Source organism: Pararhizobium sp. P1_E7 (genome assembly GCF_056405855.1).
This window is the reverse complement of sequence record NZ_JBFUBH010000004.1, coordinates 18,411-44,205: the sequence shown is the minus strand read 5'-3', so window position 1 is coordinate 44,205 and position 25,795 is coordinate 18,411. Positions and strand designations below refer to the sequence as shown.

Annotated in this window: 28 protein-coding genes; 14 read left to right on the top strand and 14 right to left on the bottom strand. The window is 61.4% G+C overall.

Annotation, left to right across the window (positions count from 1 at the left end; translation table 11 throughout):
* Nucleotides 1–26 precede the first annotated feature (26 nt).
* Nucleotides 27–530, bottom strand: coding sequence for an invasion associated locus B family protein (locus AC1D17_RS06215; protein ID WP_477564547.1), 504 nt, complete (start codon nucleotides 528–530; stop codon nucleotides 27–29).
* A gap of 441 nt (nucleotides 531–971) precedes the next feature.
* Here AC1D17_RS06215 and AC1D17_RS06210 point away from each other — a divergent pair, with 441 nt between their 5' ends.
* Nucleotides 972–1,544, top strand: coding sequence for a sigma-70 family RNA polymerase sigma factor (locus AC1D17_RS06210; RefSeq protein WP_477564546.1), 573 nt, complete (start codon nucleotides 972–974; stop codon nucleotides 1,542–1,544).
* Nucleotides 1,545–1,550: 6 nt separating this feature from the next.
* Here AC1D17_RS06210 and AC1D17_RS06205 read toward each other — a convergent pair whose 3' ends face one another.
* Nucleotides 1,551–1,928 carry a YkvA family protein gene (locus AC1D17_RS06205; RefSeq protein ID WP_477564735.1) on the bottom strand — a complete coding sequence of 126 codons (378 nt, stop codon included), beginning with the start codon at nucleotides 1,926–1,928 and terminating at the stop codon, nucleotides 1,551–1,553.
* Between the two features lie 62 nt (nucleotides 1,929–1,990).
* Complete coding sequence (locus AC1D17_RS06200; RefSeq protein ID WP_264219779.1) at nucleotides 1,991–2,308, bottom strand: 4a-hydroxytetrahydrobiopterin dehydratase; 318 nt, start codon at nucleotides 2,306–2,308, stop codon at nucleotides 1,991–1,993.
* Between the two features lie 136 nt (nucleotides 2,309–2,444).
* On the opposite strand from AC1D17_RS06200, the gene AC1D17_RS06195 reads away from it, so the two are divergent.
* On the top strand, nucleotides 2,445–2,906 hold the full coding sequence (locus AC1D17_RS06195) for a low molecular weight protein-tyrosine-phosphatase (protein ID WP_477564545.1): 462 nt from the start codon (nucleotides 2,445–2,447) through the stop codon (nucleotides 2,904–2,906).
* Here the strand turns inward: AC1D17_RS06195 and thpR are convergent.
* Nucleotides 2,846–3,433 carry an RNA 2',3'-cyclic phosphodiesterase gene (gene thpR, locus AC1D17_RS06190; RefSeq protein ID WP_477564544.1) on the bottom strand — a complete coding sequence of 196 codons (588 nt, stop codon included), beginning with the start codon at nucleotides 3,431–3,433 and terminating at the stop codon, nucleotides 2,846–2,848. The two genes, AC1D17_RS06195 and thpR, sit on opposite strands and share 61 nt — an antisense overlap.
* Before the next feature lie 140 nt (nucleotides 3,434–3,573).
* Nucleotides 3,574–4,215 (bottom strand): arylesterase, encoded by a 642-nt coding sequence (locus AC1D17_RS06185; RefSeq protein ID WP_477564543.1) that lies wholly within the window; start codon nucleotides 4,213–4,215, stop codon nucleotides 3,574–3,576.
* Between the two features lie 72 nt (nucleotides 4,216–4,287).
* On the opposite strand from AC1D17_RS06185, the gene AC1D17_RS06180 reads away from it, so the two are divergent.
* The 4 genes from AC1D17_RS06180 to AC1D17_RS06165 all read left to right on the top strand — a co-directional run bounded on the left by AC1D17_RS06180 (nucleotide 4,288) and on the right by AC1D17_RS06165 (nucleotide 9,224).
* Nucleotides 4,288–5,013 carry an ABC transporter ATP-binding protein gene (locus AC1D17_RS06180; protein ID WP_477564542.1) on the top strand — a complete coding sequence of 242 codons (726 nt, stop codon included), beginning with the start codon at nucleotides 4,288–4,290 and terminating at the stop codon, nucleotides 5,011–5,013.
* On the top strand, nucleotides 5,010–7,562 hold the full coding sequence (locus AC1D17_RS06175) for an ABC transporter permease (RefSeq protein WP_477564541.1): 2,553 nt from the start codon (nucleotides 5,010–5,012) through the stop codon (nucleotides 7,560–7,562). Before AC1D17_RS06180 ends, AC1D17_RS06175 begins: the two co-directional genes overlap by 4 nt.
* A gap of 224 nt (nucleotides 7,563–7,786) precedes the next feature.
* Nucleotides 7,787–8,530, top strand: coding sequence for a Bax inhibitor-1/YccA family protein (locus AC1D17_RS06170; protein ID WP_477564540.1), 744 nt, complete (start codon nucleotides 7,787–7,789; stop codon nucleotides 8,528–8,530).
* A 136-nt stretch (nucleotides 8,531–8,666) separates the two neighbouring features.
* The gene (locus tag AC1D17_RS06165; RefSeq protein ID WP_477564539.1) at nucleotides 8,667–9,224 is read left to right on the top strand and encodes an N-acetyltransferase family protein; all 558 of its coding nucleotides are present in this window, start codon (nucleotides 8,667–8,669) and stop codon (nucleotides 9,222–9,224) included.
* 1 nt (nucleotide 9,225) lies between these two features.
* On the opposite strand, the gene AC1D17_RS06160 is transcribed toward AC1D17_RS06165, so the two are convergent.
* From AC1D17_RS06160 to acnA, 3 genes are all read right to left on the bottom strand, one after another.
* Entirely contained in the window at nucleotides 9,226–9,633 is a 408-nt protein-coding gene (locus AC1D17_RS06160) for a DUF2794 domain-containing protein (RefSeq protein WP_477564538.1), read from the bottom strand.
* Between the two features lie 385 nt (nucleotides 9,634–10,018).
* On the bottom strand, nucleotides 10,019–10,723 hold the full coding sequence (locus AC1D17_RS06155) for a DUF1223 domain-containing protein (protein ID WP_477564734.1): 705 nt from the start codon (nucleotides 10,721–10,723) through the stop codon (nucleotides 10,019–10,021).
* A gap of 246 nt (nucleotides 10,724–10,969) precedes the next feature.
* The gene (gene acnA / locus AC1D17_RS06150; protein WP_477564537.1) at nucleotides 10,970–13,660 is read right to left on the bottom strand and encodes an aconitate hydratase AcnA; all 2,691 of its coding nucleotides are present in this window, start codon (nucleotides 13,658–13,660) and stop codon (nucleotides 10,970–10,972) included.
* A gap of 262 nt (nucleotides 13,661–13,922) precedes the next feature.
* Here acnA and ccmA point away from each other — a divergent pair, with 262 nt between their 5' ends.
* The 5 genes from ccmA (at nucleotide 13,923) to AC1D17_RS06125 (ending at nucleotide 17,147) form a co-directional block, all read left to right on the top strand.
* Nucleotides 13,923–14,564, top strand: coding sequence for a heme ABC exporter ATP-binding protein CcmA (ccmA, locus tag AC1D17_RS06145; RefSeq protein WP_477564536.1), 642 nt, complete (start codon nucleotides 13,923–13,925; stop codon nucleotides 14,562–14,564).
* Between the two features lie 217 nt (nucleotides 14,565–14,781).
* Complete coding sequence (ccmB, locus tag AC1D17_RS06140) at nucleotides 14,782–15,441, top strand: heme exporter protein CcmB (protein ID WP_477564535.1); 660 nt, start codon at nucleotides 14,782–14,784, stop codon at nucleotides 15,439–15,441.
* A gap of 161 nt (nucleotides 15,442–15,602) precedes the next feature.
* Nucleotides 15,603–16,364 carry a heme ABC transporter permease gene (locus tag AC1D17_RS06135; protein WP_477564534.1) on the top strand — a complete coding sequence of 254 codons (762 nt, stop codon included), beginning with the start codon at nucleotides 15,603–15,605 and terminating at the stop codon, nucleotides 16,362–16,364.
* Between the two features lie 4 nt (nucleotides 16,365–16,368).
* Nucleotides 16,369–16,539: a heme exporter protein CcmD gene (gene ccmD / locus AC1D17_RS06130; RefSeq protein WP_477564533.1), complete on the top strand. Its 171-nt coding sequence runs from the start codon at nucleotides 16,369–16,371 to the stop codon at nucleotides 16,537–16,539.
* A complete protein-coding gene (locus AC1D17_RS06125; protein ID WP_477564532.1) occupies nucleotides 16,536–17,147 on the top strand; it encodes a DsbE family thiol:disulfide interchange protein in 612 nt (203 codons plus the stop codon). Before ccmD ends, AC1D17_RS06125 begins: the two co-directional genes overlap by 4 nt.
* A gap of 171 nt (nucleotides 17,148–17,318) precedes the next feature.
* Here AC1D17_RS06125 and AC1D17_RS06120 read toward each other — a convergent pair whose 3' ends face one another.
* From AC1D17_RS06120 to dapF, 5 genes are all read right to left on the bottom strand, one after another.
* Nucleotides 17,319–17,912: a DUF2585 domain-containing protein gene (locus tag AC1D17_RS06120; RefSeq protein WP_477564531.1), complete on the bottom strand. Its 594-nt coding sequence runs from the start codon at nucleotides 17,910–17,912 to the stop codon at nucleotides 17,319–17,321.
* Nucleotides 17,909–18,541 (bottom strand): septation protein A, encoded by a 633-nt coding sequence (locus AC1D17_RS06115; RefSeq protein ID WP_477564530.1) that lies wholly within the window; start codon nucleotides 18,539–18,541, stop codon nucleotides 17,909–17,911. The genes AC1D17_RS06120 and AC1D17_RS06115 overlap by 4 nt, the downstream gene beginning before the upstream one ends.
* Before the next feature lie 210 nt (nucleotides 18,542–18,751).
* Nucleotides 18,752–20,395 carry a signal recognition particle-docking protein FtsY gene (gene ftsY, locus AC1D17_RS06110; protein WP_477564529.1) on the bottom strand — a complete coding sequence of 548 codons (1,644 nt, stop codon included), beginning with the start codon at nucleotides 20,393–20,395 and terminating at the stop codon, nucleotides 18,752–18,754.
* Between the two features lie 24 nt (nucleotides 20,396–20,419).
* On the bottom strand, nucleotides 20,420–21,685 hold the full coding sequence (gene mtaB / locus AC1D17_RS06105) for a tRNA (N(6)-L-threonylcarbamoyladenosine(37)-C(2))-methylthiotransferase MtaB (RefSeq protein WP_477564528.1): 1,266 nt from the start codon (nucleotides 21,683–21,685) through the stop codon (nucleotides 20,420–20,422).
* Nucleotides 21,682–22,593: a diaminopimelate epimerase gene (gene dapF, locus AC1D17_RS06100; protein ID WP_477564527.1), complete on the bottom strand. Its 912-nt coding sequence runs from the start codon at nucleotides 22,591–22,593 to the stop codon at nucleotides 21,682–21,684. The genes mtaB and dapF overlap by 4 nt, the downstream gene beginning before the upstream one ends.
* Nucleotides 22,594–23,232: 639 nt before the next feature.
* Between dapF and AC1D17_RS06095 the strand changes: the two genes are divergently transcribed.
* Together AC1D17_RS06095 and AC1D17_RS06090 are read left to right on the top strand one after the other, a co-directional pair.
* Entirely contained in the window at nucleotides 23,233–23,649 is a 417-nt protein-coding gene (locus AC1D17_RS06095; RefSeq protein ID WP_477564526.1) for a GFA family protein, read from the top strand.
* A gap of 79 nt (nucleotides 23,650–23,728) precedes the next feature.
* Nucleotides 23,729–24,172 carry a hypothetical protein gene (locus AC1D17_RS06090; protein WP_477564525.1) on the top strand — a complete coding sequence of 148 codons (444 nt, stop codon included), beginning with the start codon at nucleotides 23,729–23,731 and terminating at the stop codon, nucleotides 24,170–24,172.
* A 19-nt stretch (nucleotides 24,173–24,191) separates the two neighbouring features.
* Here the strand turns inward: AC1D17_RS06090 and AC1D17_RS06085 are convergent, their stop codons facing one another.
* A complete protein-coding gene (locus tag AC1D17_RS06085) occupies nucleotides 24,192–25,193 on the bottom strand; it encodes an MBL fold metallo-hydrolase (RefSeq protein ID WP_477564524.1) in 1,002 nt (333 codons plus the stop codon).
* Between the two features lie 159 nt (nucleotides 25,194–25,352).
* Between AC1D17_RS06085 and AC1D17_RS06080 the strand changes: the two genes are divergently transcribed.
* Nucleotides 25,353–25,682 (top strand): nuclear transport factor 2 family protein, encoded by a 330-nt coding sequence (locus AC1D17_RS06080; protein WP_477564523.1) that lies wholly within the window; start codon nucleotides 25,353–25,355, stop codon nucleotides 25,680–25,682.
* Nucleotides 25,683–25,795 lie beyond the last annotated feature (113 nt).

Here is a 25,795-nt window from a genome sequence, read left to right as displayed (position 1 = left end):
AAAACAATAACGGAGCTGAATACGGCTTACTTGCAGGTTTCGATCTGCTTCAGCGCGGCCGAAATGCCCGACAGCGAGTAGGAATAGGCCGTCGGCGTGCCCTTGCGGGATTTTGCAGCAACCGACATTGCCTTGCCGGTCTTCATCGCGGCCACCAGCGCCGGCTCTTCGGCGGCATTCTCCACCCAGGCGGAGTTGCCCTTGGTGAACATCACGAAATTCTTGGTATCGATGGTGACCGTGACCTTGGAATTTTCCTGAAGCGGATAGCCCATCATCGCCTGAGGTTCATAGGAAATGTTCTGACCGGGGCGCTGCGACACGAGGAAGAAGATGTCGCCGTGATCGACGTTGGCCGGGCTCTTTTCCTTCGGGACCGACAGCACGTAGCAAACCTTGCCGGCGCCGGCCTGATAGGAATAGGCACCCCAGGCATTGAACTGCTGAATGCGGGTCGGCGACTGGGCCGAAGCAACGCCGGCGAATGCCAGCACGAGTGCGAGTGCGAGGTTAAGCTTTCTTACAAACATCTTGTCCTGCCGGTTTCTTGAGCGCCCAAAACCCGATCAGCATAAGCCGGGCAACGCTTGGTCACGATTTGATTTATTTTGACTTAATTCAGGTTACCAAACCGTCAACATTCTCTGAACTTGCCGTCCTATCCGCTTTAATATGGAACAGAGTACGACGCAAACTCGGCTCAAGTTTCAGGCCAGCAGTTAAGCGCCCGAACTGTGCAAGCTTGCCTTGATCCATGGTGTGCGAAAACCCAGAGAACGGTACCGGCGGGAAAATGCCGAATTCCGCTGCCCTGCACGCTTCACTTGCCGGGCAAATGCCCAATCATCCGACGCGTGCCCGGCGTTCGTTTTATGTCACAAAGAATCAGGCAAGAATTTGACCTTTGCCAAAAGCGCGGTACCTCTTGTGAAATACTCTGAAAATCAGTGCGGGAGGCCATCAAAAGCGGAATGAATGTTGAAGTCAGACAGCATTTCGCAGCCCTTGCCGTGGCCGTCGCCCGCAATCGTGACCAGATCGCCTTTTGCGAGCTCTTCGACTTCTTCGCGCCGCGGCTGAAATCCTTCCTGATGCGGCAGAACGCCGATGCCGCCGAGGCGGAAGAGGTCGTGCAGGATGTGATGGTCGTTCTCTGGCAGAAGGCGCATCTCTACAATCCGGAAAAGTCCTCGCTTTCGACATGGCTTTTCCGCATCGCCCGCAACCGGCGTATCGATGTGGCGCGGCGGCAGCATGGTGGTGCGCTTGATGCACACGAGCCGTTGCTCCTGCCGGCGGCGCCTCCCACGCCGGATGACCTGATCGAAACTGAAGATCGCGCGCAGATCGTCCGGATTGCGCTGGCGAAGTTGCCGCCGGAGCAGGTGACTCTCATCCAGATGGCATTCTTCTTCGGCCAGTCGCACTCGGAGATTTCGGCAGCGACCGGTCTTCCGCTGGGAACGGTCAAGTCGCGCATCCGCCTTGCGTTCGGCAAATTGCGGGCCCTGCTCGAAGAGGGTGGCATCGATAGCGCCCATTGACGTGGCTCAGTCGGAGAGCTTGTCCTGCAAGGCCTCGTCCGCCTTGATGTAGTGCTTTTCCTTGATCTGGCCGCTGATCGCCGCAAAGGCTGCGGTCAGCACGGCGATGTCGTCGGAGAAGCCGACCATGGCCAAAACGTCGGGAATGAAATCGAACGGCATGACGAAATAGGCGAGCGCGCCGAGCAGGATGCCGCGCGTGCGCATCGGCGTCGCCGGGTCCATCGCGCAATAATAGGCGGCAACAACGTCGCGGCTGAACGGCACCTGCCGCATTGCCCGTTTCAGGGTCGGCCAGAAACGGCGCTGCACCTTGCGGGCTTTCGCTTCCTGCTCGCTTTCCTCGCCAGGCAGCAAAATCTCGCCGATCTTGATGTCATCCATCTTGTCTGTCCCATCCGTCATGGAAAATCATATGGTGAGCGCTGCAGCCATTTCAAATGGCCTCACTTCATATGGTCCGGCATCCGCCCGGCCGCCGCCCGGTCCATCCTCGCGGCAAGCTTGAAGTCCAGCTCGGTAAGCCCTTGGGAATCATGGGTGGTCAGCGTCACGTCGACCTTGTTGTAGACATTGAACCATTCGGGGTGATGGCCGAATTTTTCTGCCGCCAACGCACTTTCGGTCATGAACGCGAAGGCCTCGACGAAGCTCTTGAACCGAAAGGCTTTCCAGATCGACATCCCGTCTTCCGCAAGCACCCAGCCCTCCATCTTGTGCAGGTTCTCGGCGATTGCTTCAGCAGTGAGTTTTTCCTGTTTCATGGCAGTTTCCTCCAGCTTCTTCGACGGCGGCATTTTCCGGTTTCGCAACGCGGCAGCTAGGGATAGGTTCAACCTTTTCCTACAGCGCCGAGCGTCATGTCTGACGCGCATCGCTGGGGCAGGCCCGTTGGATAATATGAAACCTGTCAGAATTCTCTTCGTCTGTCTCGGCAATATCTGCCGTTCGCCCTTGGCCGAGGGCATTTTGCGTCACGTTGCGGGGGATGGTCCGGTGGACGTCGATTCGGCTGGCACGGGCGGCTGGCATATCGGCGATCCGCCGGATCACCGCTCGATCGCCGTTGCGCTGAAACATGGGATCGACATTGCCGGCCAACGCGGGCGCAAGGTCGATGCCGGCGATTTCGAGGCGTTCGATCTGATCTTCGCTATGGACCGCAGCAATCTCGCCAGTCTGCGCGGGTTGGCACCGCTTGAGACACAGCACAAGCTGCATCTGTTTCTCGACTATACGCTGGGTACTGCGCGCGATGTCCCCGACCCCTATTACGAGGGGCCGGAAGGCTTCGAAACCGTCTACAACATGCTTTTCGAGGGATGCACGTCGCTCATCGGCAGGCTCGAAGCGCGCTCATAGAGCGGGAAGGCCTCTTCGGTGACATAAGGGCCGCCGCCGACCGAATCGCGCGACGACAGGAGCACGAAGCGCGAGACGGTGAACGGGTTGGTGTAGAAGCCGCCGCGGCCCGAAAGATAGCCGACAACATCCTCGACCCGTGAAGAGCGCAACCGTGCGAGCGTCACATGAGGGGCAAATTTGCGGGGATCGGCGGGTAGGCCCAGCCGCTGGCAGATACGTTCGATTTCGGCCTGAAGGGCATAGAGTTCCGGCGGGTTGCTGACGCCGGCCCAGACGGAATGCGGTTTTTTTGATCCGAAAGCGCCGGTGCCGGTCAGCTGCAGCTGGAATTCCGGGCGTTCGATGCGGTCCAGCCGATCCACGATCTCGTCGGCGGTACGATTGTCGACGTCACCGATGAAGCGAAGGGTGATGTGGTAATTCTCCACATCGATCCAACGGGCACCGGGAAGACCACCACGCAACAATGAAAGGCTCATCGCGGCATTACGCGGTATCTCGAGGGCGGTGAAAAGTCTCGGCATAACGAGCTCCCCGAATCTCTTGAAGATAACCCAGCGAATCATGCTTGCCATCTGGAAGCAATTACAATTTCGCACCTGCAATATTTATCCAACGGGATTAACAGGTGCTGAACAAGGAAATAGTTCTTGTTTGGTTGGCGTCAACCTCCCGTTGTGAGGGATTGAAGGAACCGTTCGGCTGATGGCAGGAAGCGGCCCACCATGACGCCGATGCCATCGCCGTTCGGATGCATGCCGTCGTCGATCTTCAGTTTGGCATCTTCGACGACGCCGTCGAGAAAGAATGGATAGAGTTCTGCGCCATAGGTCCTGGCGAGCTCCGGATAGATCGGATTGAACCGCGCCGCATAGTCGGCGCCCATGTTCGGCGGCGCCATCATACCGACCAAGAGCACCGGGATACCGCGTGATTTCAGCTTCTCGATCATGGCGGCAAGGTTCTTGCGGCTTTCCTCCGGCGCGATGCCGCGCAAGGCATCGTTGGCGCCGAGTTCAAGGATGACGCCCCTGGTGCCATCCGGTACCGACCAGTCGATCCGCGCCAGACCGCCGGATGTCGTGTCGCCAGAGACGCCGGCATTGCTGATCGCCACGTCGTGACCCTTGGCGCGCAAGGCCTTTTCCAGCCGGGCCGGAAAGGCGTCTTCTGCCGGCAACTGATAGCCGGCCATCAGGCTGTCGCCAAAACCAACGAGGTTGAGCGGCTCTGCGCGGCCGATCGCCGGCATGATCACAATCGCCGTGATCGCCAACAAAAATGTACAGAAACCTTTTATTCGCATGAACGCGCCCTTAAATCGGTAAAAGTCAGCCGTTCCGGCAAGCTTCATACTATACATATAGGACAGTTTCCCTTGGCAAAAACCATGATCGAACTGAAAAATGCGGATCTGACCCTCGGCCAGGCCGCTGCGTCCGTTCATGTTCTCAAGGGAATGCACCTGTCGATCGATGCCGGCGAATCCGTCGGCATCGTCGGTCCGTCCGGATCCGGTAAATCCACGCTGCTGATGGTTCTGGCCGGGCTGGAACGCCTCGATAGCGGCGAGATCGTCATCGACGGCACGCCCTTGCATGGTTTGAGTGAAGACCGGGTGGCGGAGTTTCGCGGCCGCAATATCGGTATCGTCTTCCAGTCTTTCCATCTGATCCCGAACATGACGGCGCTGGAAAATGTCGCCGTGCCGCTTGAGCTTGCCAATATCCGCAACGCTTTCGAGATCGCCCGGCAGGAGCTTGTCTCCGTCGGTCTCGGCGAGCGGCTGTCGCATTATCCCGGCCAGTTGTCCGGCGGCGAGCAGCAGCGTGTCGCCATTGCCCGGGCGCTTGCACCGTCGCCGAAGCTACTGATCGCTGACGAACCGACCGGCAATCTCGATGCCGAAACCGGCAGCCAAGTGGCTGATCTGATTTTCTCCAAACAGGCCGAGCGCGACATGACGCTGGTTCTGGTCACCCATGATGCATCGCTTGCCGCCCGCTGCTCGCGCCAGGTGCGGGTGCGATCCGGCGAGATCGTTTCCGGCGCCAGTCATGAGCAGCCGGTTTCCGCACCGCTGTCCAAGGCTGCGTCGGCATGAGGGCCGCTGCTTTCGGCGGGCTTCGTCCCGGACTGGCTTTCCGCCTTGCGCTTCGCGAAATGCGCGGCGGCCTGAGGGGGTTCTATATCTTCCTTGCCTGCGTGGCGCTTGGAACGGCAGCCATTGCCGGGGTCAACTCGCTGTCGCAATCGATCACCGGCTCCATCGCCAGCCAGGGCCGCGAACTGCTCGCCGGCGATATCCGCTTCGAACTCAACAACCGCGTCGCGACCGACGAGGAAAAAAAATTCATCGGCAGCCTCGGCACGGTCGCGGTCTCATCCGGTCTGCGCTCGATGGCCCGGCTGCCGGATGGCTCCAACCAGGCGCTGGTCGAACTGAAGGCCGTTGACGCAGCCTATCCGCTCTATGGCACGTTCGAGAGCGAACCGGCGGCACCGCTGGGCGATATGCTTTCAGAAAACAACGGTGCCTACGATGTGCTGGCGGCGCCGCTTTTGCTTGAGCGTCTTGGGATCAAGACCGGCGATGAAATCCTGCTCGGGACCGCCCGTATTCGCATCGCGGGCACCATCGTGCGTGAACCGGATGCCCTGTCGGACGGGTTTGGTTTTGCACCGCGCCTGCTGATCTCAAAACAGGCGCTTGATGCTTCCGGTCTTGTGCAGCCGGGGAGCCTGGTCGAGCATACCTACAAGGTGAAGGTCGCGGATGCCTCCAGCGTACCGGCTTTGCGCAGGCAGGCGGAGGAAAAATTTCCGCAGGCAGGCTGGTCTGTTCGCACCAGCCAGAATGCCGCTCCGGCGCTGACGGCCAATATCACCCGCTTTTCCCAGTTCCTCACCCTTGTCGGGCTGACGGCGCTGATCGTCGGCGGCGTCGGCGTCGCCAATGCGGTGCGTGCCTATCTCGATTCCAAGCGCGGCGTTATCGCCACGTTCAAATGCGTCGGTGCGCCCGCCTCGATGGTCACCACTATCTATCTCATCCAGATCCTGCTGATCGCCCTGATCGGTATCGGCATCGGCCTGGTGCTGGGCGCGCTCATTCCCTTTGTCGCGGCGCAATTCCTCGCCGGCGTCTTGCCAATTTCGACGGCGTTCCAGCTCTATCCCGGCGCGCTCGGTCTTGCCGCCGTGTTCGGCCTTTTGACATCGCTCGCCTTTGCCATCCTGCCGCTCGGCCATGCCCGCGAAGTGCCGGCGACGGCGCTGTTTCGCGAACAGGGGTTCGAGCGGGCACGCCTGCCGTCCTGGCCCTATCTCCTGGCCGCCGCCCTTTGCCTCGGAGCTCTTGCAGGCCTTGCGATCGTCACGGCCTATGACAGGACGATCTCGCTGACGTTCCTTGGTGCCATCGCCTTTTCATTCGTCGTGCTGCGCGGCGTCGCCGTTCTGGTCGCCATGCTCGCCCGCCGGGCGCCGCGCGTCAGCTCGCCGGCGCTCAGGCTTGCCATCGGCAATATCCACCGCCCCGGTGCGCTGACGCCGTCGGTGGTGCTGTCGCTCGGCCTTGGCCTGGCACTGCTGGTGACGCTGGCACTGATCGACGGCAATCTGCGCCGCGAACTGACCGGCAATCTTCCGGAACGCGCGCCGAACTTCTTCTTCGTCGATATCCAAAGCGCCGAGGTCGAAGGCTTCCGTTCCTTGCTGCAAAAGAGCCTTCCAAAGGGCAAGGTCATCGAAGTGCCGATGCTGCGCGGGCGTATCCTCGCCTTCAACGGTGAGGATGTGACGAAAATGAACGTACCGCCGGCCGGGCAATGGGTCCTGCGCGGCGACCGGGGCATCACCTACGCCAAGAACCGGCCGGAAAATTCGTCGCTGACCCAAGGCGACTGGTGGGCGCCGGACTATACCGGCGAGCCGCTGGTATCGTTTTCCGCTGAAGAAGCCGGTGAACTCGGCCTGAAGATCGGCGATACCGTCACCGTCAACGTGCTCGGCCGCAATCTCACGGCCCGGATCGCCAATTTCCGCAAGGTGGAGTGGGAATCGCTGTCGATCAACTTCGTCATGGTGTTCTCGCCGAACACCTTTGCCGGCGCGCCGCATGCCTGGCTTGCAACGGTGATCGATCCGGGTGCTACGGCCAAGGAGGAAGCAGCCACCTTGAAGGCGGTGACCAATGCCTATCCGACGATCACCAGTGTCCGCGTCAAGGACGCACTCGACATCATCAACGTGCTGGTCGGACAGCTGGCGACGGCCATTCGCGCTGCCGCTGCCGTCGCGCTGGTCGCCTCCGTCCTGGTGCTGGCCGGGGCGCTTGCCGCCGGCAACCGGGCACGGACGCATGATGCCGTCGTCCTGAAGACGCTGGGGGCGACGCGCTCGACGCTGATCCGCGCCTTCTGCTACGAATATGCGATACTCGGGCTGTCAACGGCGATCTTTGCCCTGTTCGCCGGTGGCGTCGCGGCATGGTTCGTGGTCAGCAAGATCATGAGCTTGCCGTCGTCCTTCCTGCCGGATGTGGCGCTGATCACCATGGCTGTCGCCCTCGTCGTCACGGTCGGTTTCGGCCTGGCAGGCACCTGGCGGGTGCTCGGGCAGAAGGCTGCACCCGTCCTGCGGGAACTCTGAGGGGCAGTTAACCGTTAACGCTAGCGCCGGAAAGCCGCCGAAAGCGGCTTTTCGAGTGATTCAGGCCCCTTGCGGTCTTGTGCAAGTCGTATTTCGACATCATATTTAGCACAGGCATGCTGGAGCCCCGCAGCGGCGCCTGGGCCGAGTGGCTGGCATCTTGAAATGATGCGCCCTTATGACCCGACACCGTAAACTAAACCGGGGCTTATATAGAGGAAACAATGGCTGATCTTAGAAACTACCAAACCCGGACGGCGCAGACTGGTGCGCAGGCGGGGGCCGTAATCGACGAAGGTCTGCGCACCTATATGCTCAAGGTGTACAACCTTATGGCCCTTGGCCTGGCAATCACTGGTATTGCCGCCTTTGCCGCCTTCCAATTCGCATTCGCTGACGGACAGCTGACCGCCTTCGGTCAGGCGATCTATGTGAGCCCGCTGAAGTGGGTCGTGATGCTCGCCCCGCTGGCTCTGGTGTTCTACATGAGCTTCCGTATCAACTCGATGAGCGTCTCCGCCGCGCAGACGGCCTTCTGGGTCTACGCCGGTCTGATGGGCCTGTCGCTGTCGTCGATCTTCCTGATCTATACCGGCCAGAGCATCACCCAGACGTTCTTCGTCACGGCCGCTTCGTTCGGCGCCCTGTCGCTCTACGGATACACCACCAAGCGTAGCCTGTCGGGCATGGGCTCGTTCCTGATGATGGGTCTGTTCGGCCTGATCATCGCCTCGATCGTCAACATCTTCCTCGCCTCGTCGGCGCTTGATTTTGCGATCTCGGCCATCGGCGTTCTGATCTTCGCAGGCCTCACCGCCTGGGATACGCAGAAGATCAAGGAAATGTACTTTGAAGCGGATAGTGCCGACGTTGCTGGCCGCAAGGCCATCATGGGCGCCCTGACCCTGTATCTCGACTTCATCAACCTGTTCCTGTTCCTGCTCCGGTTCCTCGGAAATCGCGATTAGTTCGAACTGGCAACATCTGGAAAGGCGGCTTCGGCCGCCTTTTTTGTGCCCTGGCTCCGCGGGCGGCATCCGCTTGCTCGTGCCGCTGCGATATGACAGAGGACTGGTGGTCTTCTTTTTCACTCAGGCTTTCCCGATGGCTTTCATCCTGCGCGACGCCACCTTATCCGACCTCCCGGCCATCGCCGCGATCTATCGGGAATCCGTGCTGAACGGCGTCGCCTCCTATGAAATGACCCCACCCGACGAGGCCGAAATGGCGTCGCGCTTTTCTGTCATCACCGGCAACGGTTATCCCTATATCGCAGCCGTCGATGCCGATGGGGTGCTGCTCGGTTACGCCTATGCCTCGGCGTTCCGGACCCGCCCGGCCTACCGGTTCCTGGTCGAGGATTCGATCTATCTGGCGCCGGAAGCGCGCGGCCAGGGCGTGGGCAAGGCGCTGCTTGCCGACCTGATCAGCCGCTGTACGCAGCTCGGTTTCCGCCAGATGGTCGCCGTCATCGGCGGCGCGCATCCGGCATCCGTCGCGGTCCATCGCGCAGCAGGTTTCGCGCATGGCGGATTGATGAAGGGAACCGGTTTCAAGCACGGCCGCTGGCTGGATACGATCATCATGCAATTGCCGCTCGGCGACGGTCTGACCACCGATCCCGAACCCGGCGTCTATCCCGATACGCTGTATCGCACCTGATTCAGGTCTTGATGACCTTCAGCATCTTGTCGAAGACTTTCAGCACCTGCTGCAGGTCATGGCCACGTTTCAGGATCATGCCGTGCGTATTGGCGACGCTAAAGGCCCCTTGTTTCGCTGCCAGTTTTGGATTTTTCTCGATCCGGAAAAGTGGCATCTCGCCCGAGCGCTTGAACACCGAGAAGACCGCCCTGTCGCGCAGATGGTCCATTGCATAGTCGCGCCACTCGCCCTCGCCGACCATGCGACCGTAAATCCGCAGGATCATGTCGAGTTCCCGGCGGTGGAAGGTGATCGGGAGTAAGTCCTGGTTGTTGCTGCGGTATTCGTGCAGGTTCACAACCACATCTGACGTTTGCTGCCTTTCCGAACGGGTTTCGCCTCGCTGAAAATCCGGCTCATCGGTCATTTCTACCCCGGCTTTATTGTGACAGGACGGTTACAGTTTGCCTGAGCTTCGCTGAAATGCAAGCCGCAAGGCGGATCGGACGAAGGGAGACTTTTTTCGGGTGTGCCGCATTTCAGCCCAATCGGTGCCCCAATTGGCGACGAAACTCGCGCCCGTCGGCACTGGGGGAGTCCTCCCGCGTGTGCGGCCTGCATGTCCGTTTGAAGGTTTCTGCCCTGAACGGGGTGCAGCTCGGAGCGGCTGGCCAAAGCGCCCATCGGGCGCGGCTGCTCCAGACACCATGCGGGTCGGGTACTGCATGTGCCTGCGAAGCGTGGACGGTTCGGTCCGGCATCTTCGAACCCTCAGCCCCAGCCCCTCGATGCTGCCGGGCCGAACCAGTTATTCAATTGGCGGTATTGTCCGCCATCACAGTCGTAGCGCCCAGGATGGCGCCGGGCGTTTCGCTGTCCTTCATCTTCTGCAGCAGCACGGCGCAGCCGCCGTTTTCTCCCTCGTTGAGGATGGAGGCGGGCAGAACGAAACTGGCAGGCTTGCCATCCCACATGCCGATCGTCTGGACATCGCGGACGGAATGCCAATAGGAAATCGTCTTGCCGCTGTTTTCGCCCTTCTTGACGGCGACAATCTGCTGGCGATTGAAATAGGCGACGACGACATTGGCCTTGCCGCTGCCGGCACCGATCTGGATGTCGATCTCGTCCTTGCGGACGCTGGCGGAGACCGGAACGTCAAGGCCCTTTCCCGCAGAATTCATCGCCGAAAGACGATTGTTGATTCCGTTGAGATCGGCGCCGTTGATATGGTCGCGGCCGTTGAGCACCGCCTGCGGCGTGTAGACACCGCTGCGGCCAAACATTCTGGCGTAGGCATATTGCCGGGCGGTGTTGTCCTTCGAGGCCAGCGTGTCAGCCCAGCCGAGATAGTTCCAGTAATCGACGTGATAGGACAGTGCGACGACCTTGCCGCTGTCGATCAGCGTTTTCAACGCCGCATCCGCCGGCGGACAGGACGAACAGCCCTGGCTGGTGAACAGTTCCACGACGCCTGCCGGTGTCACCGCGTCCCCCGCCACGGCTGGCATCGCCATAAGGCCAAGGCCGCAGGCGAGCGTGATGCGGCGAACGGTGGATGATCCAGACATCGAGCTTCCATTTCAAGTGTTTTGGCATTTCAACGAGATTGTACCGGTGTGCAGCCTTTATCTGCGTCTTTCATACGCTGCTCCCCTTTCAACAGAAAATCACGTTGGAGTGAGATTTATGGCACCGGCGATCACAAAAAAGCCGGGGCTCGTGAAAGCCCCGGCTTCATTCATCTCGGCATCACGGATGCATCACGCAGCGAGGTCGCGCAAGACCGTCTGCAGGATGCCGCCATTGTTCATGTAGGTCACCTCATCGAGCGTATCGATGCGGCAGATCAGCGGAACGTCCTTCACCGTGCCGTCGGCATAGGTGATCTTGGCGACGCGCTTTTCACGCGGCTGGACGTTGGCGAGATTGTCGATCGTGACGGACTCGTCGCCCTTCAGGCCGAGCGATTCCCAGGTCGTGCCTTCCTCGAAGACGAAGGGCACGATGCCCATGCCGACGAGGTTGGAGCGATGGATACGCTCGAAGGACTGGGCGATCACGGCCTTGACGCCAAGCAGGTTGGTGCCCTTGGCCGCCCAGTCGCGTGACGAGCCATTGCCGTATTCGACACCGGCGAAGATGACCAACGGCACGCCTTCGGCCTTGTACTGCATGGCAGCGTCGTAGATCGACATCTCTTCCTTGGAAGGATAGTGGATCGTGTAGCCGCCCTCCTTGCCGTTCGGTCCCATCATGTGGTTGCGGATGCGGATATTGGCAAAGGTGCCGCGCATCATCACTTCATGGTTGCCGCGGCGTGTGCCGTACTGGTTGAAGTCGGCAACGCCGACGCCATGGCCGATGAGGTAGGCCCCGGCAGGCGATGCTGCCTTGATCGAGCCGGCCGGCGAGATGTGGTCGGTGGTGATCTTGTCGCCGAACAGGCCAAGGACGCGGGCGCCCTTGATGTCGGAGATGCCCGAACCGGTCTTGCCCATGCCGACGAAGTAGGGCGGGTTCTGGACATAGGTCGAATTGTCGTCCCAGGCATAGGTCTGGCCGGCCGGAACCTGAACCGCCTGCCAGTTGACGTCGCCCTTGAACACATCTGCATATTTCGATGCGTAGAGTGCGCGGGTCACGTATTTCAGGATGAATTCCTGGATTTCCTGCGAGGTCGGCCAGATGTCCTTGAGGAATACCGGGTTGCCATCGCTGCCGATACCGAGCGGCTCGGTGGTCAGGTCCTTCTGGACCGTACCGGCCAGCGCGTAGGCGACGACCAGCGGCGGCGAAGCGAGGTAGTTCGCCTGAACGTCCGGCGAGATACGGCCTTCGAAGTTACGGTTGCCCGAGAGAACGCCGGACATGATCAGGCCCTTCTCGTTGATCGTCTTCGAGATCGGCCCCGGCAGCGGGCCGGAATTGCCGATGCAGGTCGTGCAGCCGAAGCCGACAAGGTTGAAGCCCAGCGCATCGAGCGATGCCTGCAGGCCGGACTTGGCAAGATATTCGCCGACGACCTGGCTTCCAGGTGCGAGCGAGGTCTTGACCCAGGGCGCCGACTTCAGGCCCTTGGCAACGGCGTTGCGGGCGAGAAGGCCGGCAGCGATCAGAACCGAGGGGTTGGACGTGTTGGTGCACGACGTGATGGCGGCAATCGCCACGTCGCCGTGACCGATGTCGTAATCCGTGCCTTCGACCGGGAAGCGCATGTCGAGCTGGCCCGGCTTCTTGTATTCGCCGTCCAGCGAGGTGGCGAAACCGGAAGCGATGTTTTCGAGCGGGATACGGCCTTCCGGACGCTTCGGGCCGGCCATGGCAGGAACGACAGCGCCGAGGTCGAGTTCGAGGGTATCGGTGAAGACGAGGTCGGCACCGTCATTGTCGCGCCACATGCCTTGAGCCTTGGAATAGGCTTCGACAAGCGCAATGCGCTGTTCTTCGCGGCCGGACATGGTGAGGTAGTTGATGGTTTCCGAATCAACCGGGAAGAAGCCGCAGGTCGCGCCATATTCCGGGCCCATATTGCCGATCGTCGCGCGGTCGGCCAGCGTCATGTTGTCGAGGCCGGACCCGAAGAATTCGACGAACTTGGAAACGACGCCCTTCTTGCGCAGCATCTGCACGACCATCAGCACGAGGTCGGTTGCGGTGACGCCTTCCTTCAGCTTGCCGGTCAGCTTGAAGCCGATGACTTCAGGCAGGAGCATGGAGACGGGCTGGCCGAGCATGGCCGCTTCCGCCTCGATGCCGCCGACGCMCCAGCCGAGAACGCCCAGACCATTGATCATGGTCGTGTGGCTGTCGGTGCCGACGCAGGTGTCCGGATAGGCGGTGATCTCGCCGTCTTCTTCCTTGGTCCAGACGGTCTGGCCGAGATATTCGAGATTGACCTGGTGACAGATACCGGTCCCGGGCGGGACCACGCGAAAATTCTTGAATGCCTGCTGGCCCCATTTCAGGAACCGGTAGCGCTCGCCGTTGCGCTCGTATTCGAGCTCGACGTTGCGGGCAAAGGCAGTCGGCGTGCCGAATTCGTCGACGATGACCGAATGGTCGATAACGAGGTCGACGGGGACGAGCGGGTTGATCTTCTCCGGATCGCCGCCCAGCGAGACCATCGCGTCGCGCATCGCGGCGAGGTCAACGACGGCGGGAACGCCGGTGAAGTCCTGCATCAGCACGCGGGCCGGGCGGTAGGCGATCTCGTTTTCTTCGCGGCCCTTATTATCAAGCCACGCGGCGACGGCCAGGATGTTCTCCTTGGTGACCGATCGGCCGTCTTCGAAGCGCAGCAGGTTCTCAAGCAGAACCTTCATCGAATAGGGAAGCTTCGAGACGCCGGCGAGGCCGTTTTCTTCTGCCTTCGGCAGGCTGTAATAGACATAGTCTACGCCATTGACCGAGAGCGTCGACCGACAATTGAAACTGTCTAGGGATTTGGACACTGGATACCCCGTTCCGTTAGATCGCCAAAACCTGACGCACGAACGCCCGAACGCATTTTAAGCGCGATATGGGATGCGGGTACGGCCATTTCCGCTGTCCGTACTTGGAAATCATTCCATGTTCGGCGCTAGGATGAAATTCACGCCGACCGCTGGCGTGTTGGGGCGGTTATAGATAATTTCTCCGGAACGTGCCAGACCATCCGTCCTCAATTTGAGACAATTTTTTTGCACTGCGGTGAACGTCGTAAAAGGAATGTGAATGCCGATCAGCCTCGCCGTCGAGGACCTCAGTGCAAAACGCGGCGAGGACCTGATTTTCCACGATATTTCGTTCGTTCTTAAGGCCGGGCAAGCCTTGATCGTCACGGGGCCGAACGGGTCGGGCAAGTCGACGCTGCTGCGGGTTCTGGCGGGGCTTCTGGCGGCAGAATCCGGCAAGGTCCGGCTTGAGGGCGGGGTACCGGACATCGGCCATCCGCGCGAGCTCTGCCACTATCTGGGCCACCGCAATGCGATGAAGCGCGAGCTGACCGTTCAGGAAAATCTGTCCTTCTGGAAATCCTTCATGGGTGATTCGGTGGGTGGCTCCGGTATCGGCATCGCGCAGGCCACGGAGGCCCTCGGCCTTGGTGGAGTTTCGCACCTTCCCTTCGGCTATCTCTCGGCCGGGCAGCAGCGGCGAATGGCGATGGCCAAGCTGCTCGTCGCCTATCGGCCGGTCTGGATCCTCGATGAGCCGACGGCGGCGCTGGATGCGGCGGCGGACCGGTTGTTTGCGGGTCTGGTGGAGCGGCATCTGAGTGCCGGCGGTATCGCCATTGCGGCGACGCATCAGCCGCTGGGGGTAGCCGCACAGGAATTGCGGATGACGGGATTTGCCGGTGTGGGGGACGTGGTGTGAACATGCTGTGCTTGACGAAGACCCCTCCCCAACCTCTCCCCACAAGGGGGCGGGGCTTCGGCGCGGTTGCCCTTCGCCGAAATTCATGGGCTCCTGCAAGCGGTGTTCGTTGTTGTTCGGCAGCATCGGCGCCTCGGGTTAGTCCCTCCCCCTTGTGGGGATGGGTTGGGTTGGGGTCTCTCTCGTACCCACGGTCACGACAAGGGGCTCGCGTATCATGATCGCCCTCTTCCTCCGGGACCTCAAACTCGCGATGCGCGCCGGTGGCGGCGCCCTGATTGGCGTGTTGTTCTTCATGACGGTCGTTGCCGTCGTGCCCTTTGCCGTCGGTCCCGATCTCAATCTCCTGTCGCGGATCGGCCCGGCGATCCTGTGGATCGGCGCGCTGCTCGCCTCGCTGCTTGGCCTTGACCGGCTTTTCCAGGCAGAGCGAGAGGACGGATCGCTGGACCTGATGCTGATGCAGGAGATGCCGCTGGTGCTGACGGTGCTGGTGAAATGCCTGGCGCACTGGGCGGCGACCGGGCTGCCATTGGTGATCGCCGCGCCGCTGCTCGGGCTGTTCATGAACATGAGCGAGATTGCCATCGGCGCGACGATGCTGACACTTCTGGTGGGGACACCGGCCATTACCTTCATCGGCGCGAGCGGTGCTGCTGTCGCGGTGACGCTGCCGCGCGGCGGGCTTTTGGTCTCGATCCTCGTCCTGCCGCTGGCGATCCCGGTGCTGATCTTCGGCGTCAGTGCCGCCTATGCTGCCGTTCAGGATCCGGCCCCATTCTTGCCGCCTCTCCTGATATTGATTGCCATCACGCTGTTCTTTGCCGTCATCGGCCCCTTGGCGGCCGCCTTGGCGCTGCGGTCTGCGTCTGATTAGGGCATTGCGTGTTGAAGCTTAATCACGCGAAGGTGGATGGACGCTTGCGCGCAGAACGATAAAATCACTTTTGCGCGGCTGTTAAACGCGCGTCGCTCTGACGCAAATGTGATTGCCGCCCCTCGATTGAAGAGAAGCGCGTTGCGCGTTAAAGAACCATCATGAGCGAAAACAGTCTGGCCATTCGAAAATTCAGCGACCTTGCCAACCCCACCCGGTTCCTGGCCTTGGCCGGACGTGTCCTGCCGTGGATTGCCGGATTGACGGTGCTTTTGTTTGCCGTTGGGCTTTATCTTTCCTTTACCACCGAAGGCGATTACCAGCAGGGCGAGACGGTACGTATCATGTATGTGCATGTGCCCGCCGCCTGGCTGTCGATGATGTGCTATACGGTGATGGCGATGTCGGCGCTCGGCACCCTGGTCTGGCGCCATCCGCTCGCCGACGTTGCCGCCCGCTCTGCGGCGCCGATCGGTGCCGCCTTCACCTTTCTGGCGCTGGTCACCGGTTCGCTCTGGGGCAAGCCGATGTGGGGCACCTGGTGGGTCTGGGATGCGCGGCTGACCTCGGTCTTCGTGCTGTTCCTGATGTATCTCGGGCTGATTGCCCTCAACCGCGCTATGGACGAGCCTGGCAAGGCCGCCAAGGTTTCGGCCGTGCTGATCCTCGTCGGTTTCGTCAACATTCCGATCATCAAGTTCTCGGTCGAATGGTGGAACACGCTGCACCAGCCGGCAAGCGTGCTTCGGCTCGGCGGCTCGGCGATCGATCCGGAGTTTTTAGCGCCGCTTCTGGTGATGGCGGTGGCCTTCACCATGCTGTTTTTCACCTTGCATATCGCCGCCATGCGCAACGAAATCTGGCGCCGCCGGGTGACCTCGATGCGCCGTCAGGCGGCGCGCAGCGCCGGCCGGGAGGTCTGAGACGATGATGCCTCACACCGCCTATGTCGCCGCCAGCTACGGCATTGCCGTTGTCACCGTGCTTGCCCTCGTCCTGTGGGTGTGGACCGACGGACGGGCACGGCGCCGCGAATTGCAGGCGCTGGACGAGGCCGGTATCCGCCGCCGCTCCGTGCAGGCCGGAGAAGCACGATGAGCATCGAGACCCCCGCCACGCCGGAAAACAACCGGCCGGGCAAGATACGCATCCTCCTTGCGGCGCTGCCGCTCGTGATTTTCGCGGGACTCGCCGTCATCTTCTGGAGCCAGCTCGATTCCGGCCGGGATATCAGCGAAATCCCCTCCGCACTGATCGGCACCAAGGCACCGTCACTGGATATGCCGCCGCTCGAAGGCGCAACATTCAACGGTGCCCCGATGCCCGCGCTCACCGATGCAGCGATCAAGGGCAAGCTGACCCTGGTCAATGTCTGGGCATCCTGGTGTGTGCCGTGCCGCGAGGAGAACCCGATCATCCTTGAGCTTGCCAAGGACCCGCGGCTGACGGTGGTCGGTATCAACTACAAGGACCAGACCGACAATGCGCTGCGGTTCCTAGGCGAACTCGGCAATCCCTTCGCCGCCGTCGGCGTCGATCCGCGCGGCAAGGCAGCGATCGACTGGGGCGTCTACGGCATCCCGGAATCCTATCTCGTCGACGCCTCGGGAACGATCGTCTACAAGCGGGTCGGCCCGTTTGACGAACGCAGCCTGAAGGACGGGCTCTATCCGGCAATCGAGAAGGCTGTGGCTGGGAAGTCCTAAGTGAGGCTTTGCCCTTTAGGCTCTGTCATGCTCGGGCTTGACCCGAGCATCCATTCGCCAAAGGCGTCGAACCCGAATGGCTGAGCATGGATCCTCGGCTCAGGGCCGAGGATGACACAAGACCGAGGATGACGTGCGAGTGCTGTCGGGCCTCAGTCCTCGAAGGCAACGTCAAATCGCGCTCTGCCAAGCCTTTACCGCATCCAGCGGATAGACCAGCATCAGCACGTTCAAGGTCAGGTTATCGCGGATCAGCCAGCCGGTGAAAATCTCGAAGATGATGGCGATGGCGACTGTCAGGGCAACCGGGGCGCGGCGGGCGAAGAAGAAGCCGAGCGCCATGAAGACCGTGTCCATCGCCGAGTTCAGGATGCTGTCGCCGTAATAATCGAGCGAGATGGTGGCCGCGCGGTAGCGGTCGATAATGATCGGGGAGTTTTCGAGGATTTCCCAGCCGGATTCGATCACCAGCGCCAGCAGCAGTTTTGCCGCCAGCGGCTTTCCGCGTAGGGTCAGATGGGCAAGCCCGTAGAACAGGAAGCCGTGGATGATATGCGAGGGGGTATACCAGTCGGCCAGATGCTGCGAATTGCCCGGGCCGTTGGCGTTCGGCTCGAACAGCTTGATAGTGCCGCATTCGCAGATCGGCGTGCGGCCCATCCAGTATTCGATGATGATTTGCGCGATGAGAACGGCAGCGCAGGCGGCAAGCCAGAAGGTGGCGGCGTGCGGCGAACGGTTTTCGGCCGGTGCCAGGGTTGTCACTTCTGCGTTTCCTGTTCCAGCGAATGCTTCATGATGATCGGCATCTGCGACAGGGTGAACAGGATTGTGATCGGCATCGTGCCCCAGACCTTGAAGGCGACCCAGAAGTCGGTCGAGAAATTACGCCAGACCACTTCGTTGAGTATGGCGAGAAAGACGAAGAACACGCCCCAGCGGATGGTCAGCTTGCGCCAGCCGGCCTCGTCGAGCTTGAAGGCGGAATGGAAGACATAGCCGAGCAGCGATTTTCCAAACAGCAGGCCGCCGAGCAGGATGGCGCCGAACAGCGTGTTGACGATGGTCGGCTTCATCTTGATGAAGGTATCGTTCTGCAGATAGAGCGTCAGCGCGCCGAAGATGAAGACGACGACGCCGGAGATCAGCGGCATCATCGGCAGGGTGCGGGTCAACAGCCAGGAAACGCTGAGCGCAATCGCGGTCGCGGCCATGAACAGGCCGGTGGCGATGAAAATCGGCCCGCCGAGTTCGGTCAATGCCGGGAATTTCTGGGCCAGCCACTCGCCGCGCGAATTGGCGAAGAAGAAGACCACCAGCGGCCCGAGTTCCAGCACCATTTTCAGAAGCGGGCTGATTTCCTTGCGCGGCTTGACCGCCTCGATCGATGACATGATGTCGTCCTTAAGTGCCTGCTCGATGGAGCGATAGTATTGCTTGCCCGGTATGCGGGGGTCGTTTTTCTTGTCGTCATCCTCGGGCTTGACCCGATCTATCCGCGGCGCAGCCCGGCATTCCTGCGTCTGGATTCTCGGGTCAGGCCCGAGACGACGGCGTTCTGGGTCGTCCTATAACATCAGCAAAAAGGCAAAATGATATCCGGGTCAATGGGGAATTCCGGCAATGGCTTCGGCGAAGTCCTTCGCCTCGAACGGTTCGAGATCGTCCACGCCTTCGCCGACGCCGATGAAATAGACGGGGAGCTTGTGCTTGGCGGAAATGGCGACGAGGATGCCGCCGCGTGCCGTGCCGTCGAGCTTGGTCATGATCAGGCCGTTGACGCCAGCGACATTGCGGAAGATTTCCACCTGGTTCAATGCGTTCTGGCCGGTCGTGGCATCGAGCGTCTGCAGCACCGTATGCGGCGCATCGGGATCGAGCTTGCCGAGCACGCGGACGATCTTTTCCAGCTCCGCCATCAGTTCCGTGCGGTTCTGCAGGCGGCCGGCGGTATCGATGATCAGCACGTCGCTTTTCTTCAGCCGCGCCTGTTCGAATGCCTCATAGGCAAGGCCTGCGGCGTCGGCGCCGAGTTTCGAGGAGACGATGTCGGACTTGGTGCGCTCGGCCCAGATTTTCAGCTGTTCGATGGCTGCGGCCCGGAATGTGTCGCCGGCGGCGAGCATGACCTTGAGGCCGGCGCCGGACAGCTTGGCCGCCAGCTTGCCGATGGTGGTGGTCTTGCCGGTGCCGTTGACGCCAACCACGAGAATGACATGCGGCTTGTGGGACAGATCGAGTTGCAGCGGCTTGGCAACCGGCGAAAGCACCTTGGTGATTTCGGCGGCCATGATGCGGGAGACGTCTTCGCCGGTCACGTCCTTGCCGTAGCGTTCGGAGGCCAGCGTATCGGTGACGCGCAGCGCCGTTTCGACGCCGAGATCGGCCTGGATCAACAGATCTTCGAGGTCCTGCAGCGTCTCGTCGTCGAGCTTGCGCTTGGTGAAGAGGGCGGTGATCTGGCCGGTCAGCTGCGACGACGTGCGGGCAAGACCCTGGCGCAGGCGCTGGAACCAGGTGAGTTTCTGCTTTGGCGCTTCCGGGGCAGGCTCGGTGATGCGGCCGGTGGCGAAGCCCTTGGGGAGGGTGGGGGCTGCGGGCGCTTCTTCAACGTCCGCATTTGCCGAGAGTTCGTCACCCCCCTCTGTCGGCTGCGCCGACATCTCCCCCACAGGGGGGGAGATTGGACTCGCGGAAATGTCCTGCGGTTCATCAATTGCAGTAGTTTGCGGTGAAGGAGCGTAAGGCTCCGTCTGATCTCCCCCCTTGTGGGGGAGATGTCCTCCCCGGGTCTTGCCTTCGGCAAGCCCGAGGACAGGCTCCTGGACAGAGGGGGGTGTCGAGCTTTCCTCGATCTCAGTCGCTTCGGCTTCCGCCTCGAGCAGCGACAGCGGGATCAGGCCGATATCGCCGATCTCTTCGACAGCAGGGAGAATTGCCGGTGTAACGTCCACTTCTTCGGCGGAGGTAACCGTCTCATCCTCGGTCTCAGGTGCATCGAGGGTATCAGCAGACGGCTCCCCGGCAGTGTCCATTTCTTCGGGCAGGACAGCATCGTCAGCGACCGGCAAATCCTCGGTGCCGGATTGCGGCTCCAGCCCGGCTTCGATCGTCCGGGTTTCCTCGGGGCTGAACGTCGATTCCGCCTGATCCATCACGGCGTCGGCTGCCGGCGTGCCGGCAGGCTCGGCTTCCGCCGGCTTGTCCTTGCCGAAGGTGAAGACCTTTTTCAGAAAGCTGAGCGCCATTTGAATTCCGTAAACTCAGGCCGCTCAAGCGGCCGTCAATTGCATGTCGAGATGCTTGCCGTTGTGGCCGGTGATGACAGCCTGCACGATAGCGCGCGGCTTAAGCCCGGGGACGGCGACAAGCGTGAAATTTTCCGTATGCGCCAAGCCATTGTTCTCGACGAGCAGGCTTTGCTGCGTTCCGATCATGCTGTCAAGATGGGCCTGATGCAGCTGAAGTCCAGTGGCACGCAGCCGGGCGGCCCGTTCCTTCACCAGCGCACGGTCGAGCTGCGGCATCCGGGCGGCGGGCGTTCCCTCACGCGGCGAATAGGGAAAGACGTGCAGATGGGCGATATTGGCCTCTTCGGCAAGCCTCATCGCATTTGCAAACATCTCTTCGGTCTCGGTCGGAAAGCCGGCGATCATATCGGCGCCAAAACTTGTTTCCGGCCGCAGGCGGCGCACATCCTTAATGAACGCCAAGGCATCGGCGCGGGAATGGCGGCGCTTCATCCGCTTCAGGATCATGTCGTCTCCATGCTGCAGCGACAGGTGCAGGTGCGGCATGAAGCGCGGTTCGCCGGCGATCAGGTCGATCAGGTGACGGTCCGCCTCGATGCTATCGATGGAGGAGAGGCGCAGGCGCAGGATTTCCGGGACTTGCTTCAGGAGCGTCTTGGCGAGCAACCCGAGCGTCGGCGTGCCGGGCAGATCGCTGCCGTAGCTGGTCGCATCGACGCCGGTGAGCACGATCTCGCGGTAACCGCTACCGGCCAGTTTTCGCGCCTGATCGACGACGGCGCCCATCGGCACCGAGCGGGAATTGCCGCGGCCATAGGGGATGATGCAGAAGGTGCAGCGGTGGTCGCAGCCGTTCTGCACCTGGATGAAGGCGCGGACATGGCCCTCGATCAGCTTGACCATCTGCGGCGCCGTCTCGCGCACGCTCATGATGTCGTTGACGCGCAGTTTTTCTTCGGCCGAAACGCCGAAATCCGGCAATGACCGGTAGGAGGCGCTTTTCAGCTTTTCTTCGTTGCCGAGCACGGCATCGACTTCCGCCATGCCGGCAAAGGTCTGCTTTTCCGTTTGGGCGGCACAGCCGGTGACGATGATGCGGGCATGCGGGTTTTCGCGGCGGGCACGGCGGATCGCCTGGCGGGCCTGGCGCACGGCCTCGCCGGTGACGGCGCAGGTGTTGACCAGGATGGCGTTGTTCAGCCCCGCCTTCTCGGCCTCAGCCCGCATCACTTCGGATTCATAGGTGTTGAGACGGCAGCCGAAGGTTATGACATCGACGCCGCTCAAAGTGCGGCGCTTCCCGTTTCCGGCTCTTCCTCACGCGACCAGAGGCCGGTTGCGGGATCGACGGCCCCGGACCATTCCCATTCGGCGGGGCCGGTCATGACGACATGATCGTCGCGCTCGCGCCATTCGATGGTGAGGATGCCGGGCGGGGTGGCGCTGGCGACCGTGATCGTCACATTGCGGCCGGTACGGCCCGTGCGGGCAGCCGAGACGGCGGCGGAACAGGCGGCGGAGCCGCAGGCAAGCGTCAGGCCGGCGCCGCGTTCCCAGGTGCGGGTGGTCAGCGACGAGGGCGAGGTGACCTGGGCAAGGGTGATATTGGCGCGCTCGGGAAACATCGGGTGCTTTTCGAGCAGCGGGCCGAAGCGTTCGAGATCGAACGACATGACGTCGCGGTCGACCCAGAAGATCGCATGCGGATTGCCCATCGACATGACGGAGGGCGAATGCAGGATCGGATCGTCGATCGGGCCGATCTGCAGCTCGATGCGGCTGGTGTCGTAGAATTCTTCCGACAGCGGGATCTTGTCCCACGCGAAAACCGGCGTGCCCATATCGACGGAAATCGTTCCATCCGCATGTTCCTGCGCATTCAGGATGCCGGCGACGGTCTGGAAGGTGAAGGCCTTCTTGCCAGTCTCTGCGGCCAGCGCCTGAACGACGCAGCGCGTGCCGTTGCCGCAGGCCTGCGCCTTCGAGCCATCGGAATTGAGAATGTCGATAAAGGCGTCGGTGCCGTCGGCCTTGGGATCATGGATGGCCATGATCTGGTCGAATTGCGTCGCCGGATCGGCATTGAGCGCGATCGCAGCCTGCGGCGTCACCCTGTCCCTGCGGCCGCGCATGTCAACGACCAGGATCTTGTTGCCAAGCCCGTTCATCCTCGCAAAGTCGACCGTAGGGTTCATGACGTTCATTCCATCGTTTATCGGGGTGTATATGGCGGAAATGGGTTGAAATTACCAGTGGGGCGTTACCCTGCCCTCGAGGGGGAGGTGGCGGCGGCTTCAATGCCTCTAGCCACGGCCGGAAAATCCGCCGTGGGTTTGCTTGCATTCACTGACTTGGCCGGGGCGCTGGAAAGTGCCGTGACTAAGTTAGTTTATATGGCGCCTTCCAGCGCCCCGTTCAGTGGTGGTCGATGGGCAACTCCGGTTTCTCTGCGGGGATGGCGGCACCCTTGTTGGTCGGGGTGGCGCTGACGGTATTCGCCGCCGCGCCACGAAAGGATTTGCTGATCGCAAGCCCAGTCGCCGCTCCCCATGTGTGCCTCACAGGCACGCCCCGCCCTGTTTCAGACGAGAGACCATCCACCGGGCAAAGGCTTACGTCTGTCCCTCACCCGGCACCGGCCCCGTCTCACCGCTACGCCTAGCGGTCTAGCCGACGACAGGACGGGAATGATGATGGCACAGGTTTTGGGGGCGGGGATGAACGGGGATGAAAAAATGTTGGCGGTTGCACTGGCAGGCGCAGGTTCGAGGCGTTGCAGTCTTGGCGGGCACCGGTCATTTTGACTGTCGCCAATGACGTTTCGGAGACTTGAGATGCCTGAAACCCCGCTCCGCCTGATCGGTAAGTGCCTGTGCGGCACTGTCGAATATGCCGTCGAGGATACTTTCGAATACGCGATGAACTGCCATTGTTCCAACTGCCGGCGCACCACGGGATCGGCCTTCAAGCCGATTGCCGGGATCAGGCGCGAGCGGTTTCAGCTCGTCAAGGGCGCGGAAGCGAGGTTGATCTACGGCAATCCCGATGAGACACATGACGTGCATTGCGGCACCTGCGGGTCGCTGGTCTATTCGGTGGTGCGGGACGGCGCCTATGCGCATGTCCCCATGGGGACGCTGGTGGATGCGCCGTCGATCCGGCCGGCGGCGCATATCTTCGTCGGCTCAAAGGCGCCGTGGCACGAGATCACCGACGATCTGCCGCAGTATCGGGAATTTCCTGAGGGGTGAGTCTTCAGACCGGAATAATCTCGCCATTTTGCTTTCTTAAGACACGCGCGTGCGGCGATGTCCGGGAGGAGAATCAGTGATGGGGTATCTACAATGGCGGCCGGTGCAGAGGCGAACGGCCGGGAGGTGGCGAGCGGCCGCTGCCTTTGTTGCGGCTCTCAGCCTGTCGGGTGGCGTTGCCTATTCGCAGGACGAGCCTTATCCGGGGCGGCCGGGCCTTGCTGGTCCGGAAGGCACGCCGCGAGACGTCGCGACCTGCGACACGATCAGACGGACACTGGATGGTTTCCAGCCATCGCGCGATCGCGTGGACCTCTGGATTTCCGGACCATTGTCCCTCGTCCACACCGACACCGTTCTCTGGTATCTCGCGGTCTGTCCGGACACCGGCATTCGCGTCATGTGCGTCACCTATTCGGACAATGGCATGAAGGTTGGCGACCACGTGGTTTTGGCCGGTGCGCTGGAGGTTCAAGACAAGAAGCATGCGGTCCTTGATCCGTGTCTTGCTTCTCGGGAATAGGTCGCAAGCCGCGTACGTCCTACGCTAAGGGCACGTCAAACACTTCGCCTGCCCGCAAAGCCCGAAATCGCTCCGGCGGCACTTTCCTATCCTTCAAGGCAACCTCCAGCGTCCGAACCGGCTCCTCCATCCCCTCGTCTGTCAGCTGCACCGTGCCGAAATGATGGCCTGCGGCATAGGAAGCGTTGCAGAGCTGCATGCCCTCGACGGCTTCCTGCGGGTTCTGGTGCTGGGCCTTCATGAACCAGCGCGGCTCGTAGGCGCCGATCGGCAGGTTGGCGAGGCGGAAGGCGCCGTGTTTTTCTGCTGCGGCCTTGTAGTTGATGCCGTCATGAAATCCGGTGTCGCCGATATGGTAGATCTTTCCGGCCGGTGTCGAGATCACGAAGGCGGCCCACAGCGCCATGCGGCGGTCGCGGGCGCTGCGCGCCGACCAGTGGTGGCAGGGCTCGCAGTCGATGGTGACGCCGTCCCAGAAGGAGGCCTGCTCGCCCCAGTCCATATCGGAAATTTTTGCGTCGGGAAGGACGCGGTGGATGATCGTATCATTGCCGAGCGGGGTGATGATGTGGGGGCCGTGTTCCTCATGCAGCCGCTTCAGGGTGGCGAGATCAAGATGGTCGTAGTGATTGTGAGTGACGAGCACGACATCGATCGGCGGCAGGTCGTGAAAGGCAATGCCGGGCGCCACCACGCGCTTCGGCCCGGCGAAGGAGAACGGGCTGGTGCGCGGCGACCAGACAGGGTCGGTGAGGATATTGAGGCCGGCGACCTGGATCAGCAGCGTGGCATGGCCGACCATGGTGACGCGCAGGCCGTCACCATCGACGTGATCATCGGGCAAAGCCTGCGGGAAAGGGCTTGCCGCAGCTTTTGGCCAACGGGCACGGCCGCCGGCGAACTGCCAGCGCATCAGCTCGCGAAAGCCGAGCGGTGCTTCGCCTTCGGGATTAAAGAAGACGGTGCCGTCGAAATGGTCGGAGATAGGCCCGGTATAATAGGGGTTTCTGGTCTGGCTCACTGCGGTTCTTTCATTGTTTGGCTCCTTAACATGGGCATCCTTAACATGGGGGTCTGCGTTCACCCCTTCAATCCGGCGATCGCTCGCCGATTTCTGGCGCCGGAACGGTGTTTGGGCTATAACTAAATTCCGAAATACAGTCAGCTATGGGAGGGTGACATGGACAGGGAAGCAAGCGTTCGCGGGCTCTTCGCAGCCTATCTGGCCAACCGCAAGGACGAGGTCTCCGACATGCTCACGGAGGATTTCACCTTTTCCAGTCCTCGCGACGATCATATCGACAAGGCGGCCTATTTCGAGCGTTGCTGGCCGCAGCCGCCTGTCTTCCGTGCCATTCACATCGAACGCATTTCGCTGGAAGACAATGAAGCGCTGGTGCGCTACCGGGCCGATAAGCAGGACGGCAGCGCATTTCGCAACGTCGAGGTCATCCGGTTCCATGGCGACCGCATCGCTTCCGTGGACGTCTATTTCGGCCGCGATGCCTGAAAGGCCTGCGGATGGGCGGGCGGAGCGGTGAAATTGCCGCCTCGCCTTGACTTTCCCGCCCATATCGTGTTTACCGCCCGCAATCTGCGACAAGAACGAAGACTTGTAGCCAC

Excerpts from the sequence above, each read along its gene's own strand:
- AC1D17_RS06215 (WP_477564547.1), bottom strand. The coding sequence starts at position 530 with ATGTTTGTAAGAAAGCTTAACCTCGCACTCGCACTCGTGCTGGCATTC.
- AC1D17_RS06210 (WP_477564546.1), top strand. The coding sequence starts at position 972 with ATGAATGTTGAAGTCAGACAGCATTTCGCAGCCCTTGCCGTGGCCGTC.
- AC1D17_RS06205 (WP_477564735.1), bottom strand. The coding sequence starts at position 1,928 with ATGGATGACATCAAGATCGGCGAGATTTTGCTGCCTGGCGAGGAAAGC.
- AC1D17_RS06200 (WP_264219779.1), bottom strand. The coding sequence starts at position 2,308 with ATGAAACAGGAAAAACTCACTGCTGAAGCAATCGCCGAGAACCTGCAC.
- AC1D17_RS06195 (WP_477564545.1), top strand. The coding sequence starts at position 2,445 with ATGAAACCTGTCAGAATTCTCTTCGTCTGTCTCGGCAATATCTGCCGT.
- thpR (WP_477564544.1), bottom strand. The coding sequence starts at position 3,433 with ATGCCGAGACTTTTCACCGCCCTCGAGATACCGCGTAATGCCGCGATG.
- AC1D17_RS06185 (WP_477564543.1), bottom strand. The coding sequence starts at position 4,215 with ATGCGAATAAAAGGTTTCTGTACATTTTTGTTGGCGATCACGGCGATT.
- AC1D17_RS06175 (WP_477564541.1), top strand. The coding sequence starts at position 5,010 with ATGAGGGCCGCTGCTTTCGGCGGGCTTCGTCCCGGACTGGCTTTCCGC.
- AC1D17_RS06170 (WP_477564540.1), top strand. The coding sequence starts at position 7,787 with ATGGCTGATCTTAGAAACTACCAAACCCGGACGGCGCAGACTGGTGCG.
- AC1D17_RS06165 (WP_477564539.1), top strand. The coding sequence starts at position 8,667 with ATGGCTTTCATCCTGCGCGACGCCACCTTATCCGACCTCCCGGCCATC.
- AC1D17_RS06160 (WP_477564538.1), bottom strand. The coding sequence starts at position 9,633 with ATGACCGATGAGCCGGATTTTCAGCGAGGCGAAACCCGTTCGGAAAGG.
- AC1D17_RS06155 (WP_477564734.1), bottom strand. The coding sequence starts at position 10,723 with ATGGCGATGCCAGCCGTGGCGGGGGACGCGGTGACACCGGCAGGCGTC.
- ccmA (WP_477564536.1), top strand. The coding sequence starts at position 13,923 with ATGCCGATCAGCCTCGCCGTCGAGGACCTCAGTGCAAAACGCGGCGAG.
- ccmB (WP_477564535.1), top strand. The coding sequence starts at position 14,782 with ATGATCGCCCTCTTCCTCCGGGACCTCAAACTCGCGATGCGCGCCGGT.
- AC1D17_RS06135 (WP_477564534.1), top strand. The coding sequence starts at position 15,603 with ATGAGCGAAAACAGTCTGGCCATTCGAAAATTCAGCGACCTTGCCAAC.
- ccmD (WP_477564533.1), top strand. The coding sequence starts at position 16,369 with ATGATGCCTCACACCGCCTATGTCGCCGCCAGCTACGGCATTGCCGTT.
- AC1D17_RS06125 (WP_477564532.1), top strand. The coding sequence starts at position 16,536 with ATGAGCATCGAGACCCCCGCCACGCCGGAAAACAACCGGCCGGGCAAG.
- AC1D17_RS06115 (WP_477564530.1), bottom strand. The coding sequence starts at position 18,541 with ATGTCATCGATCGAGGCGGTCAAGCCGCGCAAGGAAATCAGCCCGCTT.
- ftsY (WP_477564529.1), bottom strand. The coding sequence starts at position 20,395 with ATGGCGCTCAGCTTTCTGAAAAAGGTCTTCACCTTCGGCAAGGACAAG.
- dapF (WP_477564527.1), bottom strand. The coding sequence starts at position 22,593 with ATGAACCCTACGGTCGACTTTGCGAGGATGAACGGGCTTGGCAACAAG.
- AC1D17_RS06095 (WP_477564526.1), top strand. The coding sequence starts at position 23,233 with ATGCCTGAAACCCCGCTCCGCCTGATCGGTAAGTGCCTGTGCGGCACT.
- AC1D17_RS06090 (WP_477564525.1), top strand. The coding sequence starts at position 23,729 with ATGGGGTATCTACAATGGCGGCCGGTGCAGAGGCGAACGGCCGGGAGG.
- AC1D17_RS06080 (WP_477564523.1), top strand. The coding sequence starts at position 25,353 with ATGGACAGGGAAGCAAGCGTTCGCGGGCTCTTCGCAGCCTATCTGGCC.